We start from the raw sequence: 26,491 nt of genomic DNA on the forward strand, positions 1-26,491 counted from the left end.
TCGATGCGGACGCTTGGCCTGATCGGCGGCATGAGTTGGGAATCGACCGTGCCGTACTACCGCATCATCAACGAGCAGGTGCGCGACCGGCTGGGTGGTCTGCATTCGGCGAAGCTGGTGCTGCACAGCATCGATTTCGCCGAGCTCGAAATCCTGCAGCGCAATGGCGAGTGGGACAGGGCTGGCACGATGCTGGCCGACGCCGCGCGCGGCTTGCGCGCGGCCGGTGCCGAAGCGATCGTGGTGTGCGCGAACACCATGCACCTTGTCGCCCCGGCGATCGAAACCGCGACCGGGTTGCCCCTGTTGCACATCGCCGATGCGACCGCGCAGCGTATCCACGCGGCGGGGCTGCAGCGCGTGGCCCTGCTCGGCACCCGCTACACCATGGAGCAGCCGTTCCTGCGCGAGCGCATCGAGGCGGCCGGCATCGCGGTGATGGTGCCGGATGCACCAGCGCGCGATACCGTCCATCGCATCATTTACGAGGAACTATGCGTAGGCCGCATCCTTGATGCCTCGCGCGATGCCTACCGCACGATCATCGCCGGACTGGTCGCCGACGGCGCGCAGGGTGTCATCCTCGCTTGTACCGAGATCGGACTGCTGATCGACGGTCGCGATGCCAGCGTGCCGTTGTTCGATACCGCACGCATCCATGCCGAAGCCGCCGCAGACTGGGCGCTGGCTGGCTGAAGTGGTAGATAGGTAGGTGGCACGCCGCTTGTCCGCGTACGGCGTGTTGGTAATGATGCGGGGATCGTTTTCCATTCGGGGTTTTGCATGCGCATTCTGTCGTTGCTTGGGTTGATGCTGGGATTGGCGGTGGTCGCACCCGTTCGCGCCGACACCGTGGTCGTCAGCGCCGCGAAAATGATCGATGTCGTCGCCGGGCGCGTGGTGGATCGCCCGCAAGTCGTCGTCACCGATGGCCGCATCACTGCGGTCGGTCATCAGGGCGATGCCATTCCCACCGGCGCGCGCCGCATCGACCTTGGTTCGCGCACGCTGTTGCCGGGCCTGATCGACATGCACGTCCACCTGACCCTGGACCCGACCATCAGCGGTTATCGCGGCCTGGAATTCACCGACAACTTCTGGACCGTGGTGGGTGTCGCCAGTGCCAGGAAAACCGTCGAGGCCGGCTTCACCACCGTGCGCAATGTCGGTTCCAGCAATTACGACGACGTCGCGTTGAAGCAGGCGATCGAACATGGCTACGTGCCGGGGCCGCGCATCGTTCCCGCGACCTATGCGATCGGCGCGACTGGTGGTCATTGCGACACCACCGAATTCCCGCCATCGATGCAGATGCCGAATCCCGCCGTGGCCGATGGGCCGGAAGCGATCCGCGCCACCGTGCGCAAGCTGCGCAAGTACGGCGCCGAGGTCATCAAGTTCTGCGCCACCGGTGGAGTGCTCTCCAAGACCGATTCCGTCGGCGGCCAGCAATACTCGCTGGAGGAGATGAAGGCATTGGTCGATGAGGCGCACCAGCTCGGCCTGCGCGTGGCGGTGCATGCGCATGGCACCGCCGGCATCAACGACGCCATCCGCGCCGGCGCCGACACCATCGAGCACTGCAGCCTGGCCGATGCCGAATCGTTCAAGCTCGCCAAGCAGCACGGTACCTGGTTCTCGATGGACGTCTACAACGACGATTACATCCTCGCCGAAGGCGCGAAGAACGGCGTGTTCGCCGAATCGCTGGAGAAGGAGCGCGCGATCGGCCGCAAGCAGCGCGAGACCTTCAAGGCCGCGCATGCCGCCGGAGTGAAGATGGTGTTCGGCAGCGATGGCGGCGTCTACCCGAACGGCGACAACGGCAAGCAGTTCGCGACCATGGTGCAGTGGGGGATGACGCCGATGGAGGCGATCCAGGCCGCGACCGTCAATGCCGGCGAGGCGCTGGGTCGTTCCAAGGATGTCGGGGCGATCGCCGTCGGTCGCTATGGCGACATGATCGCCGTCGACGGCGATCCGCTGAATGATGTCGGCCAGTTCACCCACGTTCCCTTCGTGATGAAGGGCGGCGAAGTGGTCAAGTCCGTGCAGTAAGAGCGTCGTCATCCCCACCAAAGCAAACGGCCCCTCGCGGGGCCGTTTGTTGTTGCGCAAGCGTGTCGCGAATTACTTCTTGTCGCACTTGGTGAACTTGCCCTTGGCATCGCGGCAACGCTCGGCCTTGGGCTTGGCGACGGCACACTTTTCGAACTTGCCCTTGGCATCGCGGCAGTGGACGGCGTCAGCCTTCTTGGCCGGCGCAGCGGTGGTAGCCGGGGCAGCAGCCTTCATCGGGGCAGCGGCCGGAGCGGACTTGGCAGGAGCGGTCGCCGGAGCGGTCGTCTGTGCGAAGGAAGCGGTGCTGGCCAGGGCGAGGGCGGCGGCCAGGGAAAGAGCAGAGAGCAGGCGCATGGGAAAACCTCTGGTGGGTGGAAGTGGTAGGCCCAGTCTAGGCGAGACGGGGCTCGCCGCAATACGTCCGCAGGATGACGGTTTGTTCATCCGCTGCGCGGCGCCCTTGCCCGGAGGTGAATGGGGGTTCGGTTGAAACGGATTCTTCACGCCTGCTATACTTTTTGGGCTAAACAGGCCGGTGCGTATTGCCGGTCGGTCGTTCCCTGACCCGAGTCATCTAGTGTCGAGTTCCGTTGCCGCAGGTCGGCAGCTGGCACAGCGGGTGGTGATCCACCAGATCGCCGTGACGCTGCTGCTGGCCCTGATCTGTCTCCTGTCCGGGCCGCAAGCGAGCGCCGGGGCACTGGTGGGCGGGATGGCGACGCTGCTCGGGGGCGTGGCGGCCGCGGCCGTGATGTTCACGGGCGGGGTGCCGGGCGGAGCGGGCTGGTTGATGCGCCTGCTGCTGGGGACGATGTTGAAGTGGAGTGTGGTCGTGGTGGGCCTGTATCTGGCCATCGCGATCTGGAAACTGCCGGCGCCTGCCGTATTGGCGGGTGCGGCAATGGCCGCCGCAGCGTTTTTGCTTGCGGCACGACAGTGGAACCGAGGACGCACGGCGTGATTCTTGAACCAGGCAATGGCGGTGGCGGCGAATCGGGTGGCGGTGGCCTTACCGAATACATCGTTCACCACTTGACCCACAACGTGAAGCAGACGGCGCTGGGCCCGTTCCATGCCGACAGCTGGCTGATCGCACTGCTGCTGGGCCTGCTGGCATCGTTCCTGATGTGGACGCAGGCGCGCAAGGCCACGGCCGGCGTGCCGGGCAAGATGCAGGCCTTCGTCGAGATCGTCATCGAGTTCGTCGACGGCCAGGTCCGCGATGCCTTCCACGGCGATCGCAAGTTCATCGCCCCGCTGGCGCTGACCATCTTCGTCTGGGTGGTCTTCATGAACGCCATGGACCTGATCCCGCTGGATCTACCGAACGCGCTGATCACCGCGGGCGCCGGCCAGGAAACCGCGCACCACACCTTCCTGCGCATGGTGCCGACCGCCGACGTCAACACCACCTTCGCGCTGAGCGTGTCGGTGTTCTTCCTGATCATCTTCTATTCGATCAAGGCCAAGGGCGTCGGTGGCTTTACCAAGGAGCTGTTCACCGCGCCCTTCCACGCCAACGGCCTGTTCGCCAAGATCGTGCTGGCGCTACCCAACTTCTTCCTCAACATGGTCGAGCTGCTGTCCAAGCCGGTGAGCCTGGGCATGCGACTGTTCGGCAACATGTACGCGGGCGAGCTGATCTTCATGCTGATCGCCGGCCTGTTCATGAGCTGGGTGACCTTCCTGCCGGCGATCTTCATCAATGCCGGCTGGGGCATCTTCCACATCCTGATCATCTTGCTGCAGGCCTTCATCTTCATGGTGCTCACCGTCGTCTATCTGGCGATGGCGCAAGAGCACCACTGATCCAACGTTTCAACCCTTAAACCACAACCTCGCAATCCAAACGGAGTACACCATGGAATTCATCGCCAACCTGCAAGGCTTCACCGCCATCGCCATCGGCCTCATCGTCGGTCTCGGCGCCATGGGTGCCGCCCTCGGCATCGGCATCATGGGTTCGAAGTTCCTTGAATCGGTCGCTCGCCAGCCCGAACTCGCCCCGATGCTGTCGGGCCGCATGTTCCTGCTTGCCGGCCTGATCGACGCCGCGTTCCTGATCGGCGTCGGCGTGGCGATGATGTTCGCGTTCGCCAACCCGCTGATCGCTGCCGCCAAGGCCGCCGCCGGCGGTTGATTCCGGACACGCGGACGCGATGAGCGTTCGCGCACCGGCAATACGTGCCGCGGCAACCGCTGCGGCATGCACCGACGACACGCAGGGCAAGACATGAATCCGTCACTGATGACATTCCTGGGCCAGATGATCTCGTTCGCGATCCTCGTCTGGTTCGCCGTCAAGTTCATTTGGCCGCCGTTGACCAAGGCCATCGAAGACCGCCAGCAGAAGATCGCGGAAGGCCTGGCTGCGGCCGACAACGCGCAGAAGAACCTCGCCGACGCCCAGGACAAGGTCAACGAAGAACTCAAGGCCGCACGCGTCAAGGCCAACGAGATCATCGACCAGGCGCACCAGCGCGCCAACCAGATCGTCGAGGCCTCCAAGGCCGAAGCGATCGAGGAAGGCAATCGCCAGAAGGCGCTGATCGAAGCCGACATCGCCGCCTCCGCCAACCGCGCCCGCGAGGATCTGCGCAAGCAGGTGTCGTCGCTGGCGGTGAGTGGTGCCGAGAAGCTGCTCCGTCGCGAGATCGATCCGGCCGCCCACAAGGCGTTGCTGGACGAACTGGCCGCCGAGATCTGAGGCGGCCATGAGCAAGTCGATGACGCTCGCAAGGCCCTATGCCCGCGCCGCCTATATCGCGGCACGCGACGATGGCCAGACCGCGCAGTGGTCGCAGGCGCTGGCGTTCGCCGCACATGTTGCCGGCGATCCGCAGGCCGCCACGCTGCTGGGCGATCCGCGCCTGACCCGCGAGGACGCCGCCCGCCTGGTCGCGCCTGAAGGCGCGAGCGAGGCGATGCGCAACTTCTTCGCGTTGCTGACTGCCAATGGCCGCCTTGCCGTGCTGCCGGAAATTTCCGGCCTGTTCGAGCAGGCGCGCGCCGAGTCGGAACACATCGTGCGCGCCACGATCACTTCCGCATCGGCGATGACCGCCGGCGAGCTCGAGTCGATCAAGGCTGCGCTCAAGCGCCGCTTCGGTCGCGAGGTCGAGGTGGAAACCGCGGTCGACGCGTCGCTGATCGGTGGCGCGGTGATCGATGCCGGCGAAGTGGTGATCGACGGTTCGTTGCGCGGCAAGTTGCAGCGGCTGCAGAACGCGCTGGCCGGCTGATTCAAGCATTCAAATCAAACGCTGGCGATAGCCGGCACACAGGAATAGACGATGGCAACCACGACGCTCAACCCGTCCGAAATCAGCGAACTGATCAAGAACCGCATCGAGCAGGTGAAGCTGGGCGCCGAGGCGCGCAACGAAGGTACCGTGACCAGCGTGGCCGACGGCATCGTGCGCATCTACGGCCTGGCCGACGTGATGCAGGGCGAAATGATCGAACTGCCGCACAACACCTTCGCGTTGGCGCTGAACCTCGAGCGCGACTCGGTGGGCGCGGTGGTGCTGGGTGATTACGAGCACCTGCGCGAAGGCGACGTGGCCAAGACCACCGGCCGCATCCTCGAAGTGCCGACCGGTCCGGAAATGCTCGGCCGCGTGGTCAACGCGCTGGGCGAGCCGATCGACGGCAAGGGCCCCATCGACGCCAAGACCTCGGCGCCGGTGGAATGCATCGCCCCGGGCGTGATCTGGCGCAAGTCGGTCGACCAACCGGTGCAGACCGGTTACAAGTCGGTCGACAGCATGATCCCGATCGGCCGCGGCCAGCGCGAGCTGATCATCGGCGACCGCCAGACCGGCAAGACCGCATTGGCGATCGACGCGATCATCAACCAGAAGCATTCCGGCATCAAATGCATCTACGTGGCGATCGGCCAGAAGAATTCGACGATCGCGAACATCGTGCGCAAGCTCGAAGAAAACGGCGCGATGGCCTACACCACGGTGGTCGCCGCCGGCGCCTCCGAATCGGCCGCGATGCAGTACATCGCCGCCTACTCCGGCTGCACCATGGGCGAATACTTCCGTGATCGCGGCGAAGACGCGCTGATCATCTACGACGATCTGTCCAAGCAGGCCGTGGCCTATCGCCAGATCTCGCTGCTGCTGAAGCGCCCGCCGGGCCGCGAAGCCTATCCGGGCGACGTGTTCTATCTCCACAGCCGCCTGCTGGAACGCGCCGCGCGCGTGTCCGAGGCCTATGTCGAGAAGTTCACCAACGGTGCGGTGAAGGGCAAGACCGGCTCGCTGACGGCGCTGCCGATCATCGAAACGCAGGCCGGCGACGTCTCGGCGTTCGTGCCGACCAACGTGATCTCGATCACCGACGGCCAGATCTTCCTGGAAACCGATCTGTTCAACGCCGGCATCCGCCCGGCCGTGAACGCCGGCATCTCGGTATCGCGCGTCGGTGGTGCGGCCCAGACCAAGATCATCAAGAAGCTGTCGGGCGGCATCCGCATCGCGCTCGCGCAGTATCGTGAGCTCGCCGCGTTCGCGCAGTTCGCTTCCGACCTCGACGAAGCCACCCGCAAGCAGCTCGAGCGCGGCCAGCGCGTCACCGAGCTGATGAAGCAGAAGCAGTACTCGCCGATGTCGATCGCCGAGCAGGCGCTGTCGATCTACGCCGTGGACAAGGGCTTCATGGACGATGTGCCGGTCGCCAAGATCGGCGCCTTCGAAGAAGGCCTGCAGGCGCATTTCGCCAACACGCAGGGCGAACTGATGAAGAAGATCGACGCCAGCGGCGACTGGAACGACGACATCGAAGCGGCGTTCAAGCGCGGCATCGAAGACTTCAAGAAGACCGGCACCTGGTAAGGAAACGACCATGGCAGGCGGACGCGAAATCAAGACGAAGATCAAGAGTGTGCAGAACACCCGCAAGGTGACGCGCGCGCTCGAAATGGTCTCCGCATCCAAGATCCGCAAGGCGCAGGACCGCATGAAGGCCTCGCGTCCGTACGCGCGGGCGATGAAGCAGATGATCGGGCACCTGGCGCAGGCCAATCCCGAATTCCACCATCCCTACCTGGTGGAGCGCGCGCAGGTGAAGCGCGTCGGCTACGTGATCGTGTCGAGCGATCGCGGACTGGCCGGCGGCCTCAACAACAACCTGTTCCGCAAGCTGCTGGGCGAGATCCGCAAGTGGAACGAGCAGGGCGTCGAGGTCGACGTCGTCACCATCGGCCAGAAGGCGTCGGTGTTCTTCCGCCGCGTCAAGGTCAACCTGCTCGGCAGCGTCTCCCACCTCGGCGACACGCCGCACGTGGAACAGCTGGTCGGCGTGATCAAGGTGATGCTGGATGCGTACGACAGCGGCACGGTCGATCGCGTCTTCCTCTGCTACAACGATTTCGTCAACACGATGGTCCAGCGCGCCGCGTTTGACCAGTTGCTGCCGCTGCCGGCGGCGGACGTGACGCTGGCGCCGCATGCGTGGGACTACATCTACGAACCCGACGCGCAGACGGTGCTGGAACACGTGCTGGAACGCTACGTCGAATCGCTGGTGTACCAGGCGGTGATGGAAAACATCGCGTCCGAACATGCCGCGCGCATGGTGGCGATGAAGTCCGCCAGCGACAACGCGACCAAGCTGATCGACACGCTCAACCTCGTCTACAACAAGGCCCGCCAGGCCGCGATCACTCAGGAAATTTCCGAGATCGTGGGCGGCGCTGCCGCGGTCTGAACCGACATCCATGCAACAAGACATCTTTGAAACAGGACAGCCCATGAACACCACCAGCACGAACCAAGGCAAGATCGTCCAGATCATCGGCGCGGTCGTCGACGTCGAGTTCCCGCGCGAGAGCGTGCCGAAGGTGTACGACGCGCTGAAGGTGCAGAACACCGCGATCACGCTGGAAGTGCAGCAGCAGCTGGGCGACGGCATCGTGCGTTGCATCGCGCTCGGTTCCACCGACGGCCTCAAGCGCAACCTGATCGCCGACAACACCGGTCGCGCCATTTCGGTGCCGGTCGGCAAGGGCACGCTGGGTCGCATCCTCGACGTGCTCGGCAACCCGATCGACGAAGCCGGCCCGGTCAAGGCCGACACCACGTGGGAAATCCACCGCGCGGCGCCGAGCTATGAAGACCAGTCCTCGAGCACCGAGCTGCTGGAAACCGGCATCAAGGTGATCGATCTGATGTGCCCGTTCGCCAAGGGCGGCAAGGTCGGCCTGTTCGGCGGCGCCGGCGTCGGCAAGACAGTCAACATGATGGAACTGATCAACAACATCGCGACCGAGCATTCGGGCCTGTCGGTGTTCGCCGGCGTGGGTGAACGTACCCGCGAAGGCAACGACTTCTATCACGAGATGCAGGAGTCGGGCGTCGTCGACGTCGTCGACCACGAGAAGTCCAAGGTGGCGATGGTGTACGGCCAGATGAACGAGCCGCCGGGCAACCGCCTGCGCGTGGCCCTGACCGGCCTGACCATCGCCGAATACTTCCGCGACGAAGGCCGCGACGTGCTGCTGTTCGTCGACAACATCTACCGCTACACGCTGGCCGGCACCGAAGTGTCGGCGCTGCTCGGCCGCATGCCGTCCGCGGTGGGTTACCAGCCGACGCTCGCCGAGGAAATGGGCGTGCTGCAGGAACGCATCACCTCGACCAAGAAGGGTTCGATCACCTCGATCCAGGCCGTGTACGTGCCCGCGGATGACTTGACCGATCCGTCGCCGGCGACCACCTTCGCCCACCTGGACGCGACCGTGGTGCTGAGCCGCAACATCGCTTCGCTGGGTATCTACCCCGCGGTGGATCCGCTCGATTCGACCTCGCGCCAGCTCGATCCCAACGTGATCGGCAACGAGCACTACGACGTCGCGCGCAAGGTCCAGTCCACGCTGCAGAAGTACAAGGAACTGAAGGACATCATCGCGATCCTCGGCATGGACGAGTTGAGCGAAGAGGACAAGCTGGCGGTGTCGCGCGCGCGCAAGATCGAGCGCTTCTTCTCGCAGCCGTTCCACGTCGCCGAAGTGTTCACCGGTTCGCCGGGCAAGTACGTGTCGCTGAAGGACACCATCCGCGGCTTCAAGATGATCGTGGACGGCGAGTGCGACGACATCCCGGAACAGGCGTTCTACATGGTCGGCGGCATCGACGAGGCCATCGAGAAGGCCAAGAAGCTGGCTGCCTGAGGAATCGACATGGCGACCATTCGTTGCGACATCGTCAGTGCCGAAGCCGAGATCTACAGCGGTGAGGCGACCCTCGTCGTCGCCACCGGCGAAGTCGGGGAGCTCGGCATCGCGCCGCGCCACGCGCCGCTGATCACGCGCCTGAAGCCGGGCAAGGTGGTGGTGACCACGGCGTCGGGCGAACACCTCGATTTCGCCATCAGTGGTGGCATCCTCGAGGTGCAACCGACCGTCGTCACCGTGCTGGCCGATACCGCGATCCGCGCCCAGGACATCGACGAGGCCAAGGTGCGCGCGGCGAAGGAAGAAGCCGAGCGCATCCTCGCCAACCGTGGCGAAGCGATGGAAGTCGCCGAGGCACAGAAGCGCCTGGCCGAAGTCATGGCGCAGCTCCAGGCGATCGAGCGTTTGCGCAAGAACCTCAAGCACTGACGGAACATCGTCGTGCTTGATGGAAACGCCGGCCTCGCGCCGGCGTTTTCGTTTTGGGGATCACTCGATATCGGAAGCGATGCCGATCGGACGGGGATGCCTGCGGTTGTAAACCCAATGCCGCGACACGAAGAAGCCGATCGTGCCGAACACGAAATCGATCGCGGGTTTCCACGCCCACGCCACATGCAGGCCGTACTGGTGTCCGACGAAGCCGACCGCCCAGGTATCGCCGAGGGTGGTCAAGACCCAGGACAGGATGAAGCGGGTCATCGCCGCATGGCTGAGCCCGCGCTGGTGGTCGGCGAACGTCCACAGGCCGTTGAGCCAGTAGCCGAGCAAGGCGCCACTGAGCTGGCCGCAGATATTGGCCAGCTCGAGCGGCATCAGCCAGCTGCTGAGCGCGACGGTGACCAGGTAATCGACCACCCATTGGACCGCTCCGATCGCGGTATAGGCGCCCACATGGCGTTTGAAGCTCATCGCTGCGGGCGTCCGGGCGGGGATGGATGAGTCTGCATGGCGCCATTTTGCCGCATCGGGCAAACAGCGGTACGGCCACGGTCGATACAATGCCTGCCAGATCCGATTCCAGGAACCGTGGCATGCCCGACGCCCCCTTGCATGTGGTCATCCTCGCCGCCGGCGAAGGCAAGCGGATGAAGTCCGACACGCCCAAGGTGCTGCAGAAGGTTGCGGGCCGGCCGATGCTGGCACATGTGGCCGACACCGCGCGCGCGCTGCATCCCGCCGGCATCCACGTGGTCTACGGCCACGGCGGCGACAAGGTGCGCGCGGCATTCGCCGACCAGCCCGACCTGCAATGGGCGGAACAGGCGCAGCAGCTCGGCACCGGCCACGCGGTGATGCAGGCGATGCCGCAGGTGCCCGACGGTGCGCGCGTGCTGGTGCTGTACGGCGATGCGCCATTGTTCCGCGTCGAGACATTGCAGCATCTGCTGGCCGAACGCGGGCGGCTGGCGGGACTGGTCGCCGATCTCGAGGATCCCACCGGCTACGGTCGCATCATCCGCGATGCCGAAGGCCGCATCGGTGCGATCGTCGAGGAAAAGGACGCGACGCCCGAGCAGAGACGCATCCGCACCGTGAACGTCGGCGTGATCACCGCTGATGCCAGTGCGTTGCGCGGCTGGCTGGGACAGTTGTCCAACAGCAATGCGCAGAACGAGTATTACCTGACCGATGTGTTTGCCAAGGCCGCGGCCGATTTCAGCGCGGCGGAAATGGTGCATGTCGCCGATCCCGCGGAAACCGAAGGTGCCAACGATCCGTGGCAGCTGGCGCAGCTCGAGCGTGTGTACCAGCGTCGCGCTGTGCGCGCGCTATGCGTAGCAGGCATGCGTTTCGCCGACGTGGCGCGGGTGGACGTGCGCGGCACGGTGGAATGCGGACGCGATGTCGAGATCGATGTCGACGTGGTGTTCGAAGGCAAGGTACGTCTCGGTGATCGCGTGAAGATCGGGCCGTTCGTGCGATTGAAGGATGTCGATCTCGCCGCCGGCAGCGAAGTCCGTGCGCATTGCGATCTCGAGGGCGTGACGAGCGAGGGTGTGGTGCAGATCGGGCCGTTCGCGCGCCTGCGTCCCGGCACGGTGCTGGCCGATGGCGTGCATATCGGCAATTTCGTCGAGACCAAGAAAGTCACGATGGGCGTCGGCAGCAAGGCCAATCACCTGACCTATCTCGGTGATGCGGAGATCGGCGCGGGCGTGAACATCGGCGCCGGCACGATCACTTGCAACTACGACGGCGTGAACAAGTCCGTCACCACGATCGCTGACGGCGCGTTCATCGGTTCCAACAGTTCGCTGGTGGCGCCGGTCACCATCGGCAAGAACGCAACCATCGGTGCGGGCTCGGTGATCACCACCGATGCGCCGGATGGCGAACTCACGGTCGCGCGCGGACGCCAGAGCACCCTGCACGGCTGGAAGCGACCGGTGAAGAAGCCGCCGATCAATCCGGCAGGCTGAGGCTCACCATCAATCCGCCATCGCCGCGATTGGCCAGGCTCAGGCTGCCGCCATGCGCTTCGGCGATCTCGCGCGCCAATGCCAGGCCCAGTCCGGTGCCGTTGCGCTTGGTCGAATAGAACGGCAGCAGCGCCTGCGAGATCACGGTTTCGCTCATGCCCTTGCCGCGATCGAGAACGTCCAGTCGCCAGCCGTTCGGCAGACGTCGCACCTCGAGCGCGACGTCTTCCCCGGCGCCACCCGCTTCGTGCGCGTTCTTCAGCAGGTTGAGCAACGCTTGCTCCAGTTGCACGCGATCGATCATCAGGACGCCGTCGCGATGCGCGCTATCCCAGCGGAATGCGAATTGCTCCTGCAGCCCGCGCAGCATGTCACCGCAGACCACCGCCTCGCGACGCGGCGCCGGCAATTTCGCGAAGCGCGCATAACCGCGGATGAACTCCTCGAGGTGGCGGGCACGTTCCTCGATCACCCGCAGCGCTTCCGGCAATCGCGCGGTCTGGTCGCGCTTCAACATTTCACCGGCGGAATGCGCCAGTGATGCGATCGGCGCCAGCGAATTGTTGAGTTCGTGGCTGATCACGCGGATCACTTTCTTCCACGTCTGCACTTCTTGGCGGTGCAGTTCGGCGGTGAGCTGGCGCAGCAGGAACAATTCATGCGGGCGTCCGTTGAGGCGGAAGCGCCGGCGCGAGAGGTGGATGATGTCGTCGTCCTCGCCGTCACCCAGCGCGAACAGGGCATCGCCGTTCTGTGCAATGGCGTTGCGCAATGCTGGCGGCGTGTCCGCGATCAAGTCATCGAACGAGCGTCCCTCCAGCCTGCGGCCATCGCCGAGCAACTTGCGAGCAGAAAGATTGCCGAGGACGATGCGTTTGGTGGCGTCGATCAGCACGATCGCGACCGGAGTGTTCTGCACCACGGTATCGAGCAGCAGTTCGCGCTGCACCAGTGCCTGGCGTTGCTCGCGCACGGTCTGGCCAAGCTGGTTGTGGGCAGCGACCAGCTCGCGCACCTCGTCGTTGTGCGGCCAGGCGATACCGAAACTGAAATCACCGTCGCGGAAGCTGTCGACGCTGCCGGCGAGCGCGCGATAGAGCGACTGGATGCGTGCGTGGAGTCGGTTGAGGTGCAGCAACATGACGGCGACGATGATCGCGCCAGTGAGCAGCGCCAGCCACGGACGACCTGTCTCCAATTGCACGACGAGTGCGGCCACGATCGCGACGATCGCGTAGAACATCGCAAACGCCGCCACCCGATTCCGCCACGATATGCGCAATGCGGCCATGTCAGCGCCTCGGGATGCCGAGCCGCTCCATGCGGCGATACAGCGACTGGCGCGTCAATCCGAGCTCCGCTGCGGCTTGTGCGATTACGCCATGGTGGTCGCGCAATACCCGGACGATTTCGTCGGCGGGGATCTCCTGCGCATCGAGCATGACATCGGGCTCTGGGAGATCGAGCGCGGCAGCAGTGATCACCTGCTCCGTTGTCAGCAGGCCAGCGCGTTGCATGACGTTGCGCAATTCGCGCACGTTGCCCGGCCAGCGATGGCGCAGCAACGCGCGTTCGGCATCGGCAGCCAGCATGCGATCCGCGCCGAGAAAGTGGCGCGCCAACGGCAGGATGTCGGCGGGGCGCTCGGACAACGGCGGCAAACGCAGTTCGATCACGTTGAGGCGGTAGAACAGGTCTTGCCGGAAGGTGCCGTCGCGGATCATCGCGGCGAGATCGGCATTGGTCGCGCTCAACACGCGCACATCGACGCTGCGCTCGCGCGTGCTGCCGAGGCGAGTGAAGCGCCCGGTTTCGAGCACGCGCAGCAAGCGCGTTTGCCCAGCCGCGGGCAGGGTGCCGATCTCGTCAAGGAAGAGCGTGCCGCCGTCCGCGGCCTCGAAGCGACCTTCGCGTGCCTTGTTGGCACCGGTGTAGGCACCCGCTTCGGCACCGAACAATTCGGCTTCGATCAGTTCGCTCGGCAACGCGCCGCAATTCACCGCGACGAAGGGGCCGCTGCGCCCGGAATTCGCGTGGAGGATTTCCGCGATCTTTTCCTTGCCGCTGCCGTTGGGGCCGGTGATGAGCACTGCCAACGGCGAGCGCGCGACCTGCACGGCCAGGCTCAACACGCGCTCGGTGGCATCGTCGGCATAGATCACGCCACGCAAGTCGTGTTCGCGCGACAACGATGCTCGGCGTTCGCGGGCAACGCGCGCGGAACGCGAGAGTTCGCGCCGCGCTTCCGAGAGTTCCAACAGGTTGTTGACCGTGGTCAGCAGCTTGTGATCGTCCCACGGCTTGCCGACATAGTCGGCGGCACCGGCCTTGATCACTTCGACCGCGCGTTCCAGTTCGGTCCACGCCGTCAGCAGGATCACCGGGACATCAGGCCATTGCCCATGCAGGCGCTGGAACAATTCCGCGCCCTCGTCGCCGGAGGTGGTGTCGGCGTCGAAATTCATGTCCTGGATCACCAGGTCGATGTCGCCGCGCATCATGCGCGTGATGCCGGCATCCGGCGTGGTCGCGCCGACGGCATCGATGCCGTGGAGTGAAAACAGTAATTCCAGCGCGGTGATCACGCTGGAGTTGTCATCGATGACGAGAACAGTGGCCATGTCGTGATTCTAGTCGGTCGTCGTCACGCGCTGCGGGTGGCGATCGCAGGCGAGATGGAAGCGCCACGCAACGCCGGCCCAAGTATCGCGAGCTGTCCGAGCAACCACAGCACTACCGCGCCAATCGGCAGGTAGGGCCACGGCAGGCGCGGCAGTTCGTATTTCGCCATCAGCAGCTGGTTCATGCCGAACGCCAGCAGCATGCCAAGCACGATGCCGCCGCTGACGATGAGGAAGTTCTCGATCTGGAAATGGCGCAGGATATCGCCGCGGGTGGCGCCGAGTGCGCGCCGCACGCCGATCTGCTTGGTGCGTTGCTGTACCCAGAAGCTCACCAATCCGCCGATGCCGCAGGTACTGATCGCAAGCATGCAGAGACTGACGATGACCAGCAGCCAGACCACCGAGCGGTCACGGCCATAGCGCTGGTGGCGCATCTCCTCGAGCGTTTCCTTGCCGACGATGATGCGATCCGGGTCGGCCTTCAGCAGCACGGTTTCGGCTGCAGCCAACGTGCGGCCGCGATCCAGCGACGGGACACGAAGCAGATAGGATCCGTAGCGAGGTTTGACCGGCAACAGGATGCTGTCGTAACTGTGCACGCTGTCCTGAAATCCATCGGGTCGCATCAGGTCATCGATGATGCCGACGATGCGCGTGGGCGACTTATCCAAATAGACGGATTTCCCGAGCGCATCACCAGCGGGAAACAGCCGGTTGGCGAGGCTGCGCGTGATGATGCCGACGGGGTAATCTATCTGGCTCATCATGCCCTTGGCCTGGTCGGCATACTCCTCGTTGTTGAACCAGCGACCCTGCTGGAGTTTCAGTCCCAGGGTGTCGGCGAACCCGGGGCCGGCCATGCTCATGCTGACTTCGAATTTGTGCGCATCATCTTCGGGTTTCAGGCCGATAGAGGTGCCCCACGAACTGCTGCCGTAGGGAAACTGGCCGGCCATGGTGGTCGCGGACACGCCGGGCAGGCCGCGCAGCAGGGCGAGATCGCGCTGGATCGCGGCATCGGCGCCAGGGCCGCGGTAGGCATCACCAAGATTCGCCGTCTGCAGGGCAACCAGTTCGCTTTCCGCCACGCCACTCAGACGCGTCATGCGATCGACGCGCGCCTTGATCACGTAGATGGAGTTGCACAGGATCGCGCAGCACACCGCGATTTGCAGGATGATCAGGATGACCGCGGTCTTGTGCCGGCGCAGTGCCTTGAAAACGGGTGCAATGTTCATGCGCGACTCACTGGCTCTTGAGTTGGATGGCTGGTGCGACGCGCGAGGCGCGCCATGCCGGCAACGCGCCGGACAGCAGGCTGGCAGCGAATGCCAGCACGAACGCCAGCAGCAGCATCGGCAGGTCGAGGCGCACGAGTTGTGCATAACTGTCGGGTTGCTGGCGCACCAGCCAGGTTCCGAACGCCGCCAGTAATACGCCGATGACGCCGCCGACGAAACCGACGATGGAGGCTTCCACCAGGCATTGCAGGAAGATGGCGCGACGCGATGCGCCCAACGCGCGTCGCACGCCGTATTCGCCGGAACGGCGCAGGAATTTGGCCAGCAGCAGGCCGATGGTGTTGAGCAGGCAGACCGCCAGGAAACCGAACGCCAGCCACATTTGCAGGCGCACATCCGACGGCACGGCCTTGCGCACCTCCAGCCATTCCATCACGCCGTGCAGGCGGGTATTCGGTGCGCGCTGGTAGCGTCCGGACTGCTTCTGCACGCGCGAATAGTTGTCGAGATATTCGCGATAGGCCGCGACTTTCTGCGGCGAATCCAGTTCCACCCAGTACTGCAGCCAGCCGCAGGGCACGTTGAGCCCTCTCGAATCATCTGCACCGAAATCATCCCAGCAATTCATGCTGCCCTGGGTGTCCAGCTTGCGATCGAGTGCGGTCGAAATCGGCAGATAGAGATCCTCCATGTCGCCGTAGCGGTCGGAGGTCATGTCGAAGAATTTCGGTTGCAGCGCCCATGGCTTGAGCACGCCGATGACGCGGAACGGCGCATCGCCTATCGCAAGCTCGCGGCCGACGCTGTTCTCGCCACCGAAATACTTGTTGTTGAAGGCGTCGGAGAGCACCACCACTTGCGCTTTTGCCACATCATCGACCGCCCCCCACGGGCCACCAAAACGGAACGGTGCATCAAACATCGGGAAGAAGTCCGCCGAGGTATAGCGCCCCTGTGGGACCAGTTTGCGATGCGTCCGCGGATGTTCGACCACTGGTACGCCCGAAGTCATCATCGCCTGGCGATCGCCGCGGTGCTCGTGCAGCAAGGCTTCGGCGTCGTAACGCGTCATCTGTTCGGGAGGTTCGGGGTCCGAATCGTCGGCCTTGTTTTTCGGCAGTGGGCGTGGGTCCAGCCGCGGATAGAACAGCTTGCCGCTCTTCTGCGGAATCGGATCGCCGGACAGTACGTGATAGACGGTCAGCGTCGTCATCGTCGCGCCGATGCCCAGCGCGATCGCCAGCACCATCAGCGCGGTGAGGATGCGGTTGCGCTTGAAGCTGCGAATGGCGAGCTTGAAGTAGTAGGCGAGCATGTGCGCGTCCTCCCGGTGCCTACACGCTGCGGGTGGCGATCGCTGGCGAGATCGATGCCGCGCGCAAGGCCGGCCACAGCACCGCCAGTTGTCCGAGCAGCCACAACACCACAGCGCCGATCGGCAGGTAGGGCCAGGGCAGGCGCGGCAGATCGTATTTCGCCATCAGCAACTGGTTGATGCCGAAGGCCAGCGTCATGCCGAGGATCACGCCGCCGGTCACGATCAGGAAGTTCTCGGTCTGGAAATAGCGCAGGATGTCGCCGCGGGTGGCGCCGAGCGCGCGACGCACGCCGATCTGCTTGGTGCGTTGCTGCACCCAGAAACTGGCGAGGCCGACGATGCCGAATGCCGTCACCATCAGCAACACGAAGGTCACGCTCGACAGCAGCCAGATCATCGCCTTCGGTTGAGCGTAATAGCGGTTGCGCAATTCCTCGAAGGTTTTCTGTTCGCCGATGATGCGATGGGCGTCGTTCTTCTGCATGGCGGCGACGGCAGCCTTCAGGACTTCGCCACGGTTCACGCCCGGCTTGGTGCGGATGATGTACGGCACCATGGTGAACGGCATCCTGAACGGTGTCAGCACGGAATACTGCGTGCTTTCCAGGCTGGAATCACGACCCGGCCGCTGCAGGCGGTCGACGATGCCGACGATCGACATCGGCGTGGTGTCGAGGTACAGGGTTTTCCCGAGCGCATCCGAATCCGGGAACATGCGCTTGGCGTACGCCTCGGTGATGATGAGCGCACGTGGCATCGCTGCGGAAAGGGCGGCGCGATCCGGGACGTCGAAGTATTCCTCGGGATTGAAGTTGCGGCCGCGGATGATGTGCGTGCCGAGCGTGCGCATCATGTCGTCATCGCCCATGTACAGCGTGGCATTCTCGCCGTTCACGCCGCGATCGAGCGACTTCGAGAAGTCGCTGTTCCACGAGCCGTTCTGCAACGGCGTCTGGTTGATCAGCGCCACCGATTCGACGCCGGGGATCGCGCGGATCGTTTCCTTGTCGGTACGGCTCAGGGCCAGCGCGTTGGCATCGCTGCCGATGCCGGACACCTGCAAGGAAGACAGGACGGATTCGTCGATGCCGAGCGGTGAATTGATCGAATCAATGCGCAGGCGCACCAGGTTGATGGCATTGCAGAGGATGGCGCAGGTCAACGCCACCTCCAGCACCAGGATGAAAACGGCCGACTTGTGGCGGGTCAGCGTCGAGAGGATCGGTCGGATCTGGTTCATGGCGTGGCCTCGCGCTTATTGCGTCTTGAGCTGGATGGCGGGCGCGATGCGCATCGCGCGGAAGGCCGGCAGCAATCCCGCCAGCAATGTCGCGATGACGCCGAGCACGATGGTGAGCGCGAGCATCGCCGGGTCGAGATGGACGATCTCCGCGTAGTCCGTCGGCTGGTGGCGCACCGCCCACAAACCGAGCAGCGACAGCAACAGGCCGCCGACGCTGCCAACCAACCCGACCACGCCCGCTTCCATCAGGAACTGGATGAAGATGTCGCGGCGGGTTGCACCGAGCGCGCGACGCACGCCGATCTCGCCCTGTTTGCGCAGGAACTTCGCCATCAACAAGCCGACGACGTTGACCAGGCAGACCACCAGGAAGCCGAGCGCCAGCCATAGTTGCAGATGCGCATCCGACGGCACGATCTTGCGATAGTCCAGCCAGTCGGTGACGCTGCGCAGGCGCGCGTTCGGCGGCCGGCTGTAGCGGCCTGCGGCGCGCTGTTGTTCGGAATAGCGGGACAGGTAGGCCCTGAAATCATTCGCCTGCGTCGGCGACTCCAGCTCCACCCAGTATTGCAACCAAACGCAGGGCGCATTGAGGGAGGTGTTGTCGTCGTTGCTCGCCTTGAAGCAATCCATGTTGCCGTCCATGCCGAGCGAGAGATCGCGCGAGGTGCTGAACGGCAAATAGACTTCCTCGCCGTTGCCATAGCGCTGCGTATTGATGTCGTAATAGCGTGGATCCGGACGCCAATGCCCGGCGACGCCGACCACGGTGAATGGCGTGCTCTGGATGCGAATGGTCTTGCCGACGCTGTTGGCGCCACCGAAGATCTTCTGGTTGAGTTCATCCGACAGCACCGCCACTCGCGCGCGCGATGCGTCATCGTTGGCGTTCCAGCCGTGGCCATAACGGATCGGTACCAGGAACATCGGGAAGAAATCGGCGCTGGTGAAGCGCATCCGTGCCGAGAATGGCGTCTGGTTGTCGATTTCGAGAGGAGCACTGCCGCCGACGGTAACGACCTGCGCCTTGGCGTGGCGTTGCGCCAGCAGCGTTTCGGCGTCGAAGCGACTGATGTCATACGGCGGCTCCTTGTCGCTGTTCTTGACGTCGGCCGGGTACATATCGAGCTGCACGCGGAACAGACGATCGCTTTTCTGCGGAATCGGGTCACGCGACAACGTCTTGAACACGGTGAGGGTGGTCATGGTCGCGCCGATGCCGACCGCGAGCGTCAACACCATCAACACGGTGAGCGCGCGGTTCTGGCGCAGGCTGCGCCAGGCCAGGCTGAAGTAGTAGCCGAGCATGGCCGTCAGGCTCCGCTGGCGACGGTTGCAGCAGCCTTGCGCAATGGCGACTCGTGGCGGATGTCGGTGGCGATGCCATCGACGATGTGCACGTTGCGCTGCGCGCGCGCGGCGAGTTCCGGATCGTGCGTCACCATGACGATGGTGGTGCCGGCGGCGTTGATCTCCTCCAGCAATTCCATCACGCTGCGCGCCATCTGCGAATCGAGGTTGCCAGTGGGTTCGTCCGCCAGCAGCAGCTTCGGGCTACCGGCCAGTGCACGGGCAATCGCGGCGCGTTGCTGCTGGCCACCAGAGAGTTCGGCCGGATAGTGCTTCATGCGCGAGGCCAGGCCGACGTCCGCCAAGGCTTTTTCGATGCGTTCGCGGCGCTCCGCCGCCGCCATGCCGCGATAGCGCAGCGGCACATCGACATTGTCGAACAGGTTGAGATCGGGAATCAGATTGAAGCTCTGGAAGATGAAGCCGATCTTGCGATTGCGCAACTTGCTGCGGGCATCGTCCGAGAGGCCCTTGACGTTCTCGCCGTCGAGGAAATAATCGCCGCCGGTGAAGTTTTCCAGCAGACCGGCGATGTTGAGGAAGGTGGTCTTGCCCGATCCCGACGGTCCGGTGACGGCGACGAATTCGCCATCGCCGACGTGCAGGTCGAAGGCGCGCAAGGCGTGCGTCTCCACGACTTCGGTGCGGTAGACCTTGGTGATCTGCTTCATGTCGAGCATGGCGAATTCCTCGTTTGGATGTGGGGTCAGTCGGATGTGAATCAGTGAATTCGGATGTGTTCGTTGTTGCCGAAGTCCTCGGCACCGGAGATGACGACCTTGTCGCCCTCCTGCAGGCCGGAGACGATTTCGATGGCGTCGATGCTGGCGGCACCAACCTTGACCGGATGGCGCGACGCGATCGAGCCATCCATCAACCAGGCTTGCGTGCTCGATTGGTCGAGGGCCGGGCCGCGTTCGGCCATCAGCACGTTGCGACGGGTATCGAGCAGGATGCGCGCAGACAGGCGTTGGCTCTGCCGCAGGCCGGGCGGTTGCTGACCGTCGGCGAAGCGCAAGCGTGCGCTCACCTCGCCGTTGACGACTTCCGGCGAGACCGCGATGACGTTGGCCGGATAGGTCTTGTTGTTGCCGCTGAGTTGCGCCGGCATGCCGATGGCAAGGTCGCGCGCGAAACTCTCCGGCACCTTGATCTCGACGTCGAAGCGCGACAGGTCGACCACGCTCAGCACCGGCGCATTCGCCAGCAGGTTGGAACGCGGCTGCACGAAGACCTGGCCGACCTGGCCATCGAAGGGCGCGCGGATCTTCAAGGCTTCGACCTGGCGGCGCAATTCCGTCGCCACCGCGCGCTGGCGATCGGCGAGCAGATGCTTGTTGCGCGCATCGAGCACCGAGCTGGCACCCTGCAATTTGTAATTGCGCTGCGCGCTCGACAGCCCGAGTTCCGCTTTCTTCATCGTGTCCTGCGCGGTGGCCAGCGTCACCTGCGGAATCGCGCCGCCCTCGTAGCCGCGCTGATAACGCTGCAGGTCGCGCGTCGCGGTGGTGTGGTCGATCTGCGCTTGGTCCAGCGATTTCTGCGCATTCGATCGCGCCAGTTGCGCGTCGAGCGTGGCGCGGCCGGCGTCGGCTTCCATGCTCGCCAGCGTCGATTCCTCCTGCGCCAGTTTCGAACGCAGCTCCGGACTGTCGATGTCGGCGAGCAGGTCGCCTTCCTTCACCGCGTTGCCCGCGACCACGTGCAGGTTCACCGTGCCGCCAGCGATCGCGTAGAGGCTCGGGCTGTTCGATGCGATCACCCGGCCGTCGGCGGCGATGTCGCGCACCAGGTCGCCGCGCTTGACCACGGCGATGCGCACGCGCGAGGCGTCCACCGAGCGACCACCGGAGAGCCAGCGCATTCCCACCCAGCCGATCAATGCAATCAGGGCGATCGCGGCTGCGGTGATCGCGAGGATCCGCTTGCGGCGCGCGGGCGAGGGACGGCCGGAATCGAGGCGGGTGTCCTGGGCAGATGTGTCGCGAATGGCCATGGCGCTATGGGTGAGGGAGCTCCCTTCCTCATACGCAAGGCGCGTGCCAACGCCAAGCCATTGATCCGATTGGCTGAGTGCCGCCTTTACGATGTCCGTCCAGCCGTGCGGACGTCCGCCGGACAGTCGCCGCTGCCCGCTAGAATGTGCACTTTCCAGAAGGATGTGGACTCCCATGTGTGGAATCGTCGGTGCGATCGCCAACCGTGACGTGGTGCCGGTGCTGGTCGAAGGGTTGAAGCGGCTGGAATACCGCGGCTACGATTCGTCCGGCATCGCCGTGGTCGAACGCGACAACGTGCGCCGCGTGCGCCGTACCGGTCGCGTCATGGAGATGGAACAGGCAGCGATCGCCGAATCGTTCAATGCGCCACTTGGCATCGGCCACACGCGCTGGGCCACCCACGGCGGCGTGACTGAACTCAATGCGCACCCGATGGTCAGCCACGGCGATCTCGCGCTGGTGCACAACGGCATCATCGAGAACCACGAAGCGCAGCGCGAACGCCTGCGCGGGCTCGGTTACGAATTCACCTCGCAGACCGATACCGAAGTCATCGCGCACCTGATCCATCACTATCTGGTGGGCGGCGCATCGCTGTTGCAGGCAGTGCAGAAGGCGGTCAAGGAACTCGAAGGCGCCTACGCGATCGCGGTGATCGATCGCCGCAGCCCGGATGTCATGGTCGCCGCGCGCATGGGCTGCCCGTTGCTGGTGGGCTTGGGCGATGGCGAGAACTTCGTCGCCTCCGATGTCTCCGCCATCATCCAGGCGACGCGCCGGGTGATCTTCCTCGAGGAGGGCGACACCGCCGAATTGCGCTGCGATGGCGTGCGCGTGTTCGACCATCACGATCAGGAAGTGCAGCGCGACATCCACGTCTCCGACGTGTCGCTGGCCTCGCTCGAACTCGGCCCGTATCGCCACTTCATGCAGAAGGAAATCCATGAGCAGCCGCGCGCGCTGGCCGACACGGTGGAGGGTGTGATCGACGCCGGCGGCTTCGACCTGAGATTGTTCGGCGACGACGCGGCCGAAGTGTTCAAGGGTGTCGATTCGGTGCAGATCCTCGCTTGCGGCACCAGTTTTTACGCCGGCATGGTCGCGCGTTACTGGATCGAAGCGCTGGCCGGCATTCCCTGTGCGGTCGATATCGCCAGCGAATACCGCTACCGGGACATCGTTGCCAACCCCAGGCAGTTGGTGGTGACGATTTCGCAGTCGGGTGAAACGCTCGACACCATGGAAGCGCTGAAGTACGCCAAGCAACATGGCATGCTCCGCACGCTGTCGATCTGCAACGTGCCGGAAAGCGCGATTCCGCGTGCCAGCAAGCTGGTGTTCTACACCCGTGCCGGTGCCGAGATCGGCGTCGCCTCGACCAAGGCGTTCACCACCCAGCTGGTCGCGTTGTTCATCCTTGCCGCGGCACTGGCGAAGCAGAACGGTCGCCTCGATGCCGCGCGCGAACAGGCATTGATCGAAGAATTGCGCCATCTGCCGGGCAATGTGCAGTTTGCGCTCAACCTCGAACCGCAGATCGCGGTGTGGGCGGAACGCTTCGCGCCGAAGGAACACGCCCTGTTCCTTGGCCGCGGCGTGTTCTACCCGATCGCGCTGGAAGGCGCGCTAAAACTCAAGGAAATTTCGTACATCCACGCCGAAGCCTATCCGGCCGGCGAACTCAAGCACGGACCGCTGGCGCTGGTCGACAAGGACATGCCGGTGGTGGTGATCGCCACCAACGACGCCTTGCTGGAGAAGGTGAAATCCAACATCCAGGAAGTGCGCGCACGCGGTGGCGAGATGTTCGTGTTCGCCGATGCCGACACCAATTTCTCCGAGTCCGAGGGCGTCCACGTGATCCGCACGCCGCGCCATGCCGGAATGCTGGCGCCGGTGGTGCAGACCATCCCGGTGCAGTTGCTTGCTTATCACGCCGCATTGGCGCGCGGAACGGATGTCGACAAGCCGCGCAATCTCGCGAAGAGCGTGACTGTCGAATAAGTCTCGCAAAGAAAAACCGCCGCGAAAGCGGCGGTTTTTCGTTGGGCAATCAAGATGTCGTCGGTCAGAATTTGTAGCCCACGTTGACGCTGAAGACGCGACCGTAGTTGCTGGTGTAATCGCTGGCATCGCCGAGGAAACTGTTCGGGTCGTAGAACGGCAGGCGATTGAACAGGTTCTTCACCGTGAAGCCGACATGCACGTGCTTGTTCGGCTGCCAATTCAGGCTCAGGTTGGCCGTCCACCAGGCTGGCACGCCCTTGCACTGGCCGGGAGATACTGCGACGCCGCTTGCGGTGCAAGTGTCCGGATTGTTGTCGGCCTCATCGAAATGATCCCAGGCCCACTTGGTCTTGCCGACGTAGTTGAAGAAGAGACTGGTAGTGAATTGGCGATAGGTCCAGTCGGCGTTCAAGGTCGCACGCATCCTCGGGTTGCCGTAATAGCCGATGTAGTTGCCGTACGCCCAACCGGTGTCTTCGCCGTACCAAGCCTGGTTGCGGCGGGCGATGGTCGCAGCCAAACCGATGTTCAACTTGCCGTAATCGCCCAGCGAGAAGCGGCTGCGCGCATCGATGTCGAAACCGTCAACCAGGGTGCGGCCGCGGTTCTTGTACTGGCCGATGACGCTGGCGACGTTGCCCACGCTGTAGGTCGGCAACGTGCCCGGGCAGGTCACGCCGCTGGTTGCCGCGTTGGCGCACATGTCGGCCAGCTGGGCCAGGTTGGCGCGGTCGGCGTCGGTGATCGGGAAACGCGTCCGCGCGATGATGTCTTCCGGCTTGGTGAAATCCGGCGCGACGATTTCATTGCGACGGTAGACGAACCAGTAGTCGGCCGAGATCGACAGCCACTTGGCTGGCTCGATCACGAAGCCCAGCGTGCCGATCTTCGCCTTCTCCGGTTTCAGTTGCTGGTTGGGTTGGGTCATGCGTGCCACGGTGCGGCCGCAATCGGAATTCAGCATCGTATTGCCGAGGTCCACGTCGCCTGAGCGATTGGATTTCAGCAGCAGGTTCGCGATCGCATTGGTTTCGCTGCAACGGGTCTCGTCGCGATAGCCGCCGAGCTGTGCATACACGCCACCGGTGCCGGACTCGGCGAGGTTGGGCGCACGGAAACCTTCGGAGTAGGTGCCGCGCAACAGCAGTTCCGGCAGGGCTTGGTATTTCACGCCGATCTTCGGCGCGATATTGGTGCTGAAGTTCGGATACTTGTCCAGGCGCACCGCCGCGTCGACTTCCAATTTCTTGGTAATCGGAACAACCGTCTCGGCGAATAGCGCATAGGTGTTGCGCTTGCCATCGAACCACGAACCGCCCTGCTGGGTGATCCGGCCGTTGGCTGCATCCGTGTTGCCGGGGGTGTAGAAGCTTTCGTAACTGGCATTGAAACCGAATGCCGCGCGCACTTCGCCGGCCGGCAGTTTGAACAACGGACCTTCGATCTTGCCGTCGAGGGTGCTCAGGCGGGTCCACGACTGGATGTCGAAGGTCGGATAGGCCGCGCGCAGGAGTGCGGCATTGGCTGCGCTGTTTTCGCCGAACTTGTATGCCGGGTGATCGGAAATGATCACGCGACCCGTGCCCGGGTCGATGGTATACGGGCCGAATGCCTTCTCGAAGCCATCGAGGTCGACGTTGACGGTCTGGTAGGTGACCGAATGCGAACCTGCGCTGGCGAACGCGGTTTCCCAGTTCCAGTCGCCGATGTTGCCGCGCAGTCCGCCCAGCACGCGATAGCTCTTGTCGGTGTTGCGCTGGCCGTAGTAGTGGTCGCCGACGTCCTGCATCAGGTATTGCAGGCCGACCACGCCGCCCATCAGTGCCTTCAACTGCGGACTCGCCTTGTTGTATTCGTTGTTGGGGCCAAGGTAGGGATAGAAGAACTGGTTGACGTTGTTGCCGGTGTTGCGCGAGAACCAGCTGGTCGGATTGCCGGTGGTGGTGCCGTATGCACGCGGCGTGCCGCCGTTGGCACGCAGGTCGATATCGGTATAGGTCGCTTCGGCGAAAGCCTCGGTGTTCTCGCCGATCAGGAAATGCGCACTGACATAGGCGGTGGCGCGGTCCGATTTGGCGCCGGCGTCGATCTCGTTGTTGAGCCAGGTCTGCCAGACGCAGCGCGTGCCAGCGGCTTCGGTGATGACGTTGTTGCACCCTGGCGCGGCTTCCTGCTTGCGCTTGCCGGTGACGGGATCGAACGCGAAGTAGCTGCCGGGGTTGAACGCGCCGGGTGCACTGCCGGTATCGAGGCGGAAATTCTTGATGTAGTTCAGATTGTTGATGTAGTACTGCTTCGGCTTCTTGTCGTACCAGTCGCTCAACGGAATCGCGTCGCGGCGGTACAGGTTCAACGAGGCATAGACGTTGTAGCGGTCCTTGTCGAGGTCGCCGAAGCCGCCGGTGATGCTGGCCTGGTGTTCGCCGTAGGTGCCGATGCGCGACGATTTGTCGGTGGTCGCGCTGACTTCCAGACCCCGGTACTCGCGCTTGGTGATCACGTTGATCACGCCGGCCACCGCGTCGGTGCCGTACACCGCAGAGGCGCCGTCGGTCAGCACTTCCATGCGTTCGATCGCCGCGGCGGGAATCGCATCGATGTTGACGAACTGGGTCTGGAAGCCCGCCGGCGCGCCGTAGTACGACAGGCGACGACCGTTCAGCAGCACCAGTGTGCCCTGCGCACCGAGGCCACGAAGGTTGGCCTGTGACGCGCCGTCCGAGCCAGTGAAGAGCGACTTGAAATCCTGCTGCGCCGGCCGCGCGGCCGGGAGGTTGTCCAGCACCTGCAACAGGGTGCGGGCGCCCATGTTCTCGATTTCCTTCTTGCTGATGATCTGCACCGGCGACGCGGTTTCGGTGTCGGTGCGGCGGATGTTGGAACCAGTGACTTCGATGCGGCCAAGGTCGTTGGTCTTCTTTTCGTCCTTCTTTTCATCTTTCTTGTCGTCTTTCTTGATCTGGTCTTGCATGTCGTTCTTGCCCTGATCTTGCGGCACCTCCTGTGCGGCGAGTGGACCGGCGGCCAGAACGGTGGCCAAG

Annotated in this window: 24 protein-coding genes; 13 read left to right on the forward strand and 11 right to left on the reverse strand. The window is 64.0% G+C overall.

Annotation, left to right across the window (positions count from 1 at the left end):
- Positions 1 to 3: 3 nt before the first annotated feature.
- Positions 4 to 696: an aspartate/glutamate racemase family protein gene (locus Lysil_RS03180; RefSeq protein ID WP_103074107.1), complete on the forward strand. Its 693-nt coding sequence runs from the start codon at positions 4 to 6 to the stop codon at positions 694 to 696.
- An 87-nt stretch (positions 697 to 783) separates the two neighbouring features.
- Entirely contained in the window at positions 784 to 2,058 is a 1,275-nt protein-coding gene (locus Lysil_RS03185) for a Xaa-Pro dipeptidase (RefSeq protein ID WP_103074108.1), read from the forward strand.
- 72 nt (positions 2,059 to 2,130) lie between these two features.
- Here the strand turns inward: Lysil_RS03185 and Lysil_RS03190 are convergent, their stop codons facing one another.
- Positions 2,131 to 2,415, reverse strand: coding sequence for a hypothetical protein (locus Lysil_RS03190; RefSeq protein ID WP_103074109.1), 285 nt, complete (start codon positions 2,413 to 2,415; stop codon positions 2,131 to 2,133).
- A 223-nt stretch (positions 2,416 to 2,638) separates the two neighbouring features.
- On the opposite strand from Lysil_RS03190, the gene Lysil_RS03195 reads away from it, so the two are divergent.
- From Lysil_RS03195 to Lysil_RS03235, 9 genes are all read left to right on the forward strand, one after another.
- On the forward strand, positions 2,639 to 3,022 hold the full coding sequence (locus Lysil_RS03195) for an ATP synthase subunit I (RefSeq protein WP_165782365.1): 384 nt from the start codon (positions 2,639 to 2,641) through the stop codon (positions 3,020 to 3,022).
- Positions 3,022 to 3,870, forward strand: coding sequence for a F0F1 ATP synthase subunit A (gene atpB, locus Lysil_RS03200; protein WP_103074953.1), 849 nt, complete (start codon positions 3,022 to 3,024; stop codon positions 3,868 to 3,870). The genes Lysil_RS03195 and atpB overlap by 1 nt, the downstream gene beginning before the upstream one ends.
- A gap of 52 nt (positions 3,871 to 3,922) precedes the next feature.
- The gene (gene atpE / locus Lysil_RS03205) at positions 3,923 to 4,201 is read left to right on the forward strand and encodes a F0F1 ATP synthase subunit C (protein WP_103074111.1); all 279 of its coding nucleotides are present in this window, start codon (positions 3,923 to 3,925) and stop codon (positions 4,199 to 4,201) included.
- A 93-nt stretch (positions 4,202 to 4,294) separates the two neighbouring features.
- A complete protein-coding gene (locus Lysil_RS03210) occupies positions 4,295 to 4,768 on the forward strand; it encodes a F0F1 ATP synthase subunit B (protein WP_103074112.1) in 474 nt (157 codons plus the stop codon).
- Positions 4,769 to 4,775: 7 nt separating this feature from the next.
- Positions 4,776 to 5,303: a F0F1 ATP synthase subunit delta gene (locus tag Lysil_RS03215; protein WP_103074113.1), complete on the forward strand. Its 528-nt coding sequence runs from the start codon at positions 4,776 to 4,778 to the stop codon at positions 5,301 to 5,303.
- A 51-nt stretch (positions 5,304 to 5,354) separates the two neighbouring features.
- The gene (gene atpA, locus Lysil_RS03220) at positions 5,355 to 6,905 is read left to right on the forward strand and encodes a F0F1 ATP synthase subunit alpha (RefSeq protein WP_103074114.1); all 1,551 of its coding nucleotides are present in this window, start codon (positions 5,355 to 5,357) and stop codon (positions 6,903 to 6,905) included.
- A gap of 10 nt (positions 6,906 to 6,915) precedes the next feature.
- Positions 6,916 to 7,779, forward strand: a complete 864-nt coding sequence (gene atpG, locus Lysil_RS03225) for a F0F1 ATP synthase subunit gamma (RefSeq protein WP_103074115.1) — start codon at positions 6,916 to 6,918, stop codon at positions 7,777 to 7,779.
- 43 nt (positions 7,780 to 7,822) lie between these two features.
- A complete protein-coding gene (gene atpD / locus Lysil_RS03230) occupies positions 7,823 to 9,241 on the forward strand; it encodes a F0F1 ATP synthase subunit beta (protein WP_103074116.1) in 1,419 nt (472 codons plus the stop codon).
- A gap of 9 nt (positions 9,242 to 9,250) precedes the next feature.
- Entirely contained in the window at positions 9,251 to 9,673 is a 423-nt protein-coding gene (locus tag Lysil_RS03235; RefSeq protein WP_103074117.1) for a F0F1 ATP synthase subunit epsilon, read from the forward strand.
- Between the two features lie 60 nt (positions 9,674 to 9,733).
- Here Lysil_RS03235 and Lysil_RS03240 read toward each other — a convergent pair whose 3' ends face one another.
- On the reverse strand, positions 9,734 to 10,156 hold the full coding sequence (locus tag Lysil_RS03240) for a GtrA family protein (protein WP_103074118.1): 423 nt from the start codon (positions 10,154 to 10,156) through the stop codon (positions 9,734 to 9,736).
- Between the two features lie 122 nt (positions 10,157 to 10,278).
- On the opposite strand from Lysil_RS03240, the gene glmU reads away from it, so the two are divergent.
- Positions 10,279 to 11,667, forward strand: a complete 1,389-nt coding sequence (gene glmU, locus Lysil_RS03245) for a bifunctional UDP-N-acetylglucosamine diphosphorylase/glucosamine-1-phosphate N-acetyltransferase GlmU (protein WP_103074119.1) — start codon at positions 10,279 to 10,281, stop codon at positions 11,665 to 11,667.
- Here the strand turns inward: glmU and Lysil_RS03250 are convergent.
- The 8 genes from Lysil_RS03250 to Lysil_RS03285 are packed head-to-tail and all read right to left on the reverse strand — an operon-like array spanning position 11,651 to position 21,439.
- Positions 11,651 to 12,958, reverse strand: a complete 1,308-nt coding sequence (locus tag Lysil_RS03250; protein WP_425477112.1) for a sensor histidine kinase — start codon at positions 12,956 to 12,958, stop codon at positions 11,651 to 11,653. The two genes, glmU and Lysil_RS03250, sit on opposite strands and share 17 nt — an antisense overlap.
- A 1-nt stretch (position 12,959) precedes the next feature.
- Positions 12,960 to 14,288 (reverse strand): sigma-54-dependent transcriptional regulator, encoded by a 1,329-nt coding sequence (locus Lysil_RS03255; RefSeq protein WP_103074120.1) that lies wholly within the window; start codon positions 14,286 to 14,288, stop codon positions 12,960 to 12,962.
- A 23-nt stretch (positions 14,289 to 14,311) separates the two neighbouring features.
- Positions 14,312 to 15,529, reverse strand: coding sequence for an ABC transporter permease (locus Lysil_RS03260; protein ID WP_103074121.1), 1,218 nt, complete (start codon positions 15,527 to 15,529; stop codon positions 14,312 to 14,314).
- Positions 15,530 to 15,536: 7 nt separating this feature from the next.
- Complete coding sequence (locus Lysil_RS03265) at positions 15,537 to 16,847, reverse strand: ABC transporter permease (protein WP_103074122.1); 1,311 nt, start codon at positions 16,845 to 16,847, stop codon at positions 15,537 to 15,539.
- 19 nt (positions 16,848 to 16,866) lie between these two features.
- On the reverse strand, positions 16,867 to 18,090 hold the full coding sequence (locus Lysil_RS03270) for an ABC transporter permease (protein ID WP_103074123.1): 1,224 nt from the start codon (positions 18,088 to 18,090) through the stop codon (positions 16,867 to 16,869).
- Between the two features lie 15 nt (positions 18,091 to 18,105).
- Positions 18,106 to 19,401 carry an ABC transporter permease gene (locus tag Lysil_RS03275; RefSeq protein WP_103074124.1) on the reverse strand — a complete coding sequence of 432 codons (1,296 nt, stop codon included), beginning with the start codon at positions 19,399 to 19,401 and terminating at the stop codon, positions 18,106 to 18,108.
- Positions 19,402 to 19,406: 5 nt separating this feature from the next.
- Positions 19,407 to 20,123, reverse strand: a complete 717-nt coding sequence (locus tag Lysil_RS03280; RefSeq protein ID WP_103074125.1) for an ABC transporter ATP-binding protein — start codon at positions 20,121 to 20,123, stop codon at positions 19,407 to 19,409.
- A 41-nt stretch (positions 20,124 to 20,164) separates the two neighbouring features.
- Complete coding sequence (locus tag Lysil_RS03285; protein WP_103074126.1) at positions 20,165 to 21,439, reverse strand: efflux RND transporter periplasmic adaptor subunit; 1,275 nt, start codon at positions 21,437 to 21,439, stop codon at positions 20,165 to 20,167.
- Positions 21,440 to 21,614: 175 nt separating this feature from the next.
- Between Lysil_RS03285 and glmS the strand changes: the two genes are divergently transcribed.
- Positions 21,615 to 23,447 carry a glutamine--fructose-6-phosphate transaminase (isomerizing) gene (glmS, locus tag Lysil_RS03290; RefSeq protein ID WP_103074127.1) on the forward strand — a complete coding sequence of 611 codons (1,833 nt, stop codon included), beginning with the start codon at positions 21,615 to 21,617 and terminating at the stop codon, positions 23,445 to 23,447.
- Positions 23,448 to 23,511: 64 nt separating this feature from the next.
- Here the strand turns inward: glmS and Lysil_RS03295 are convergent, their stop codons facing one another.
- Positions 23,512 to 26,421, reverse strand: coding sequence for a TonB-dependent receptor domain-containing protein (locus Lysil_RS03295; protein ID WP_103074955.1), 2,910 nt, complete (start codon positions 26,419 to 26,421; stop codon positions 23,512 to 23,514).
- Positions 26,422 to 26,491 lie beyond the last annotated feature (70 nt).

The organism is Solilutibacter silvestris (genome assembly GCF_002895945.1).
Classification (GTDB): Bacteria; Pseudomonadota; Gammaproteobacteria; order Xanthomonadales; family Xanthomonadaceae; genus Solilutibacter; species Solilutibacter silvestris.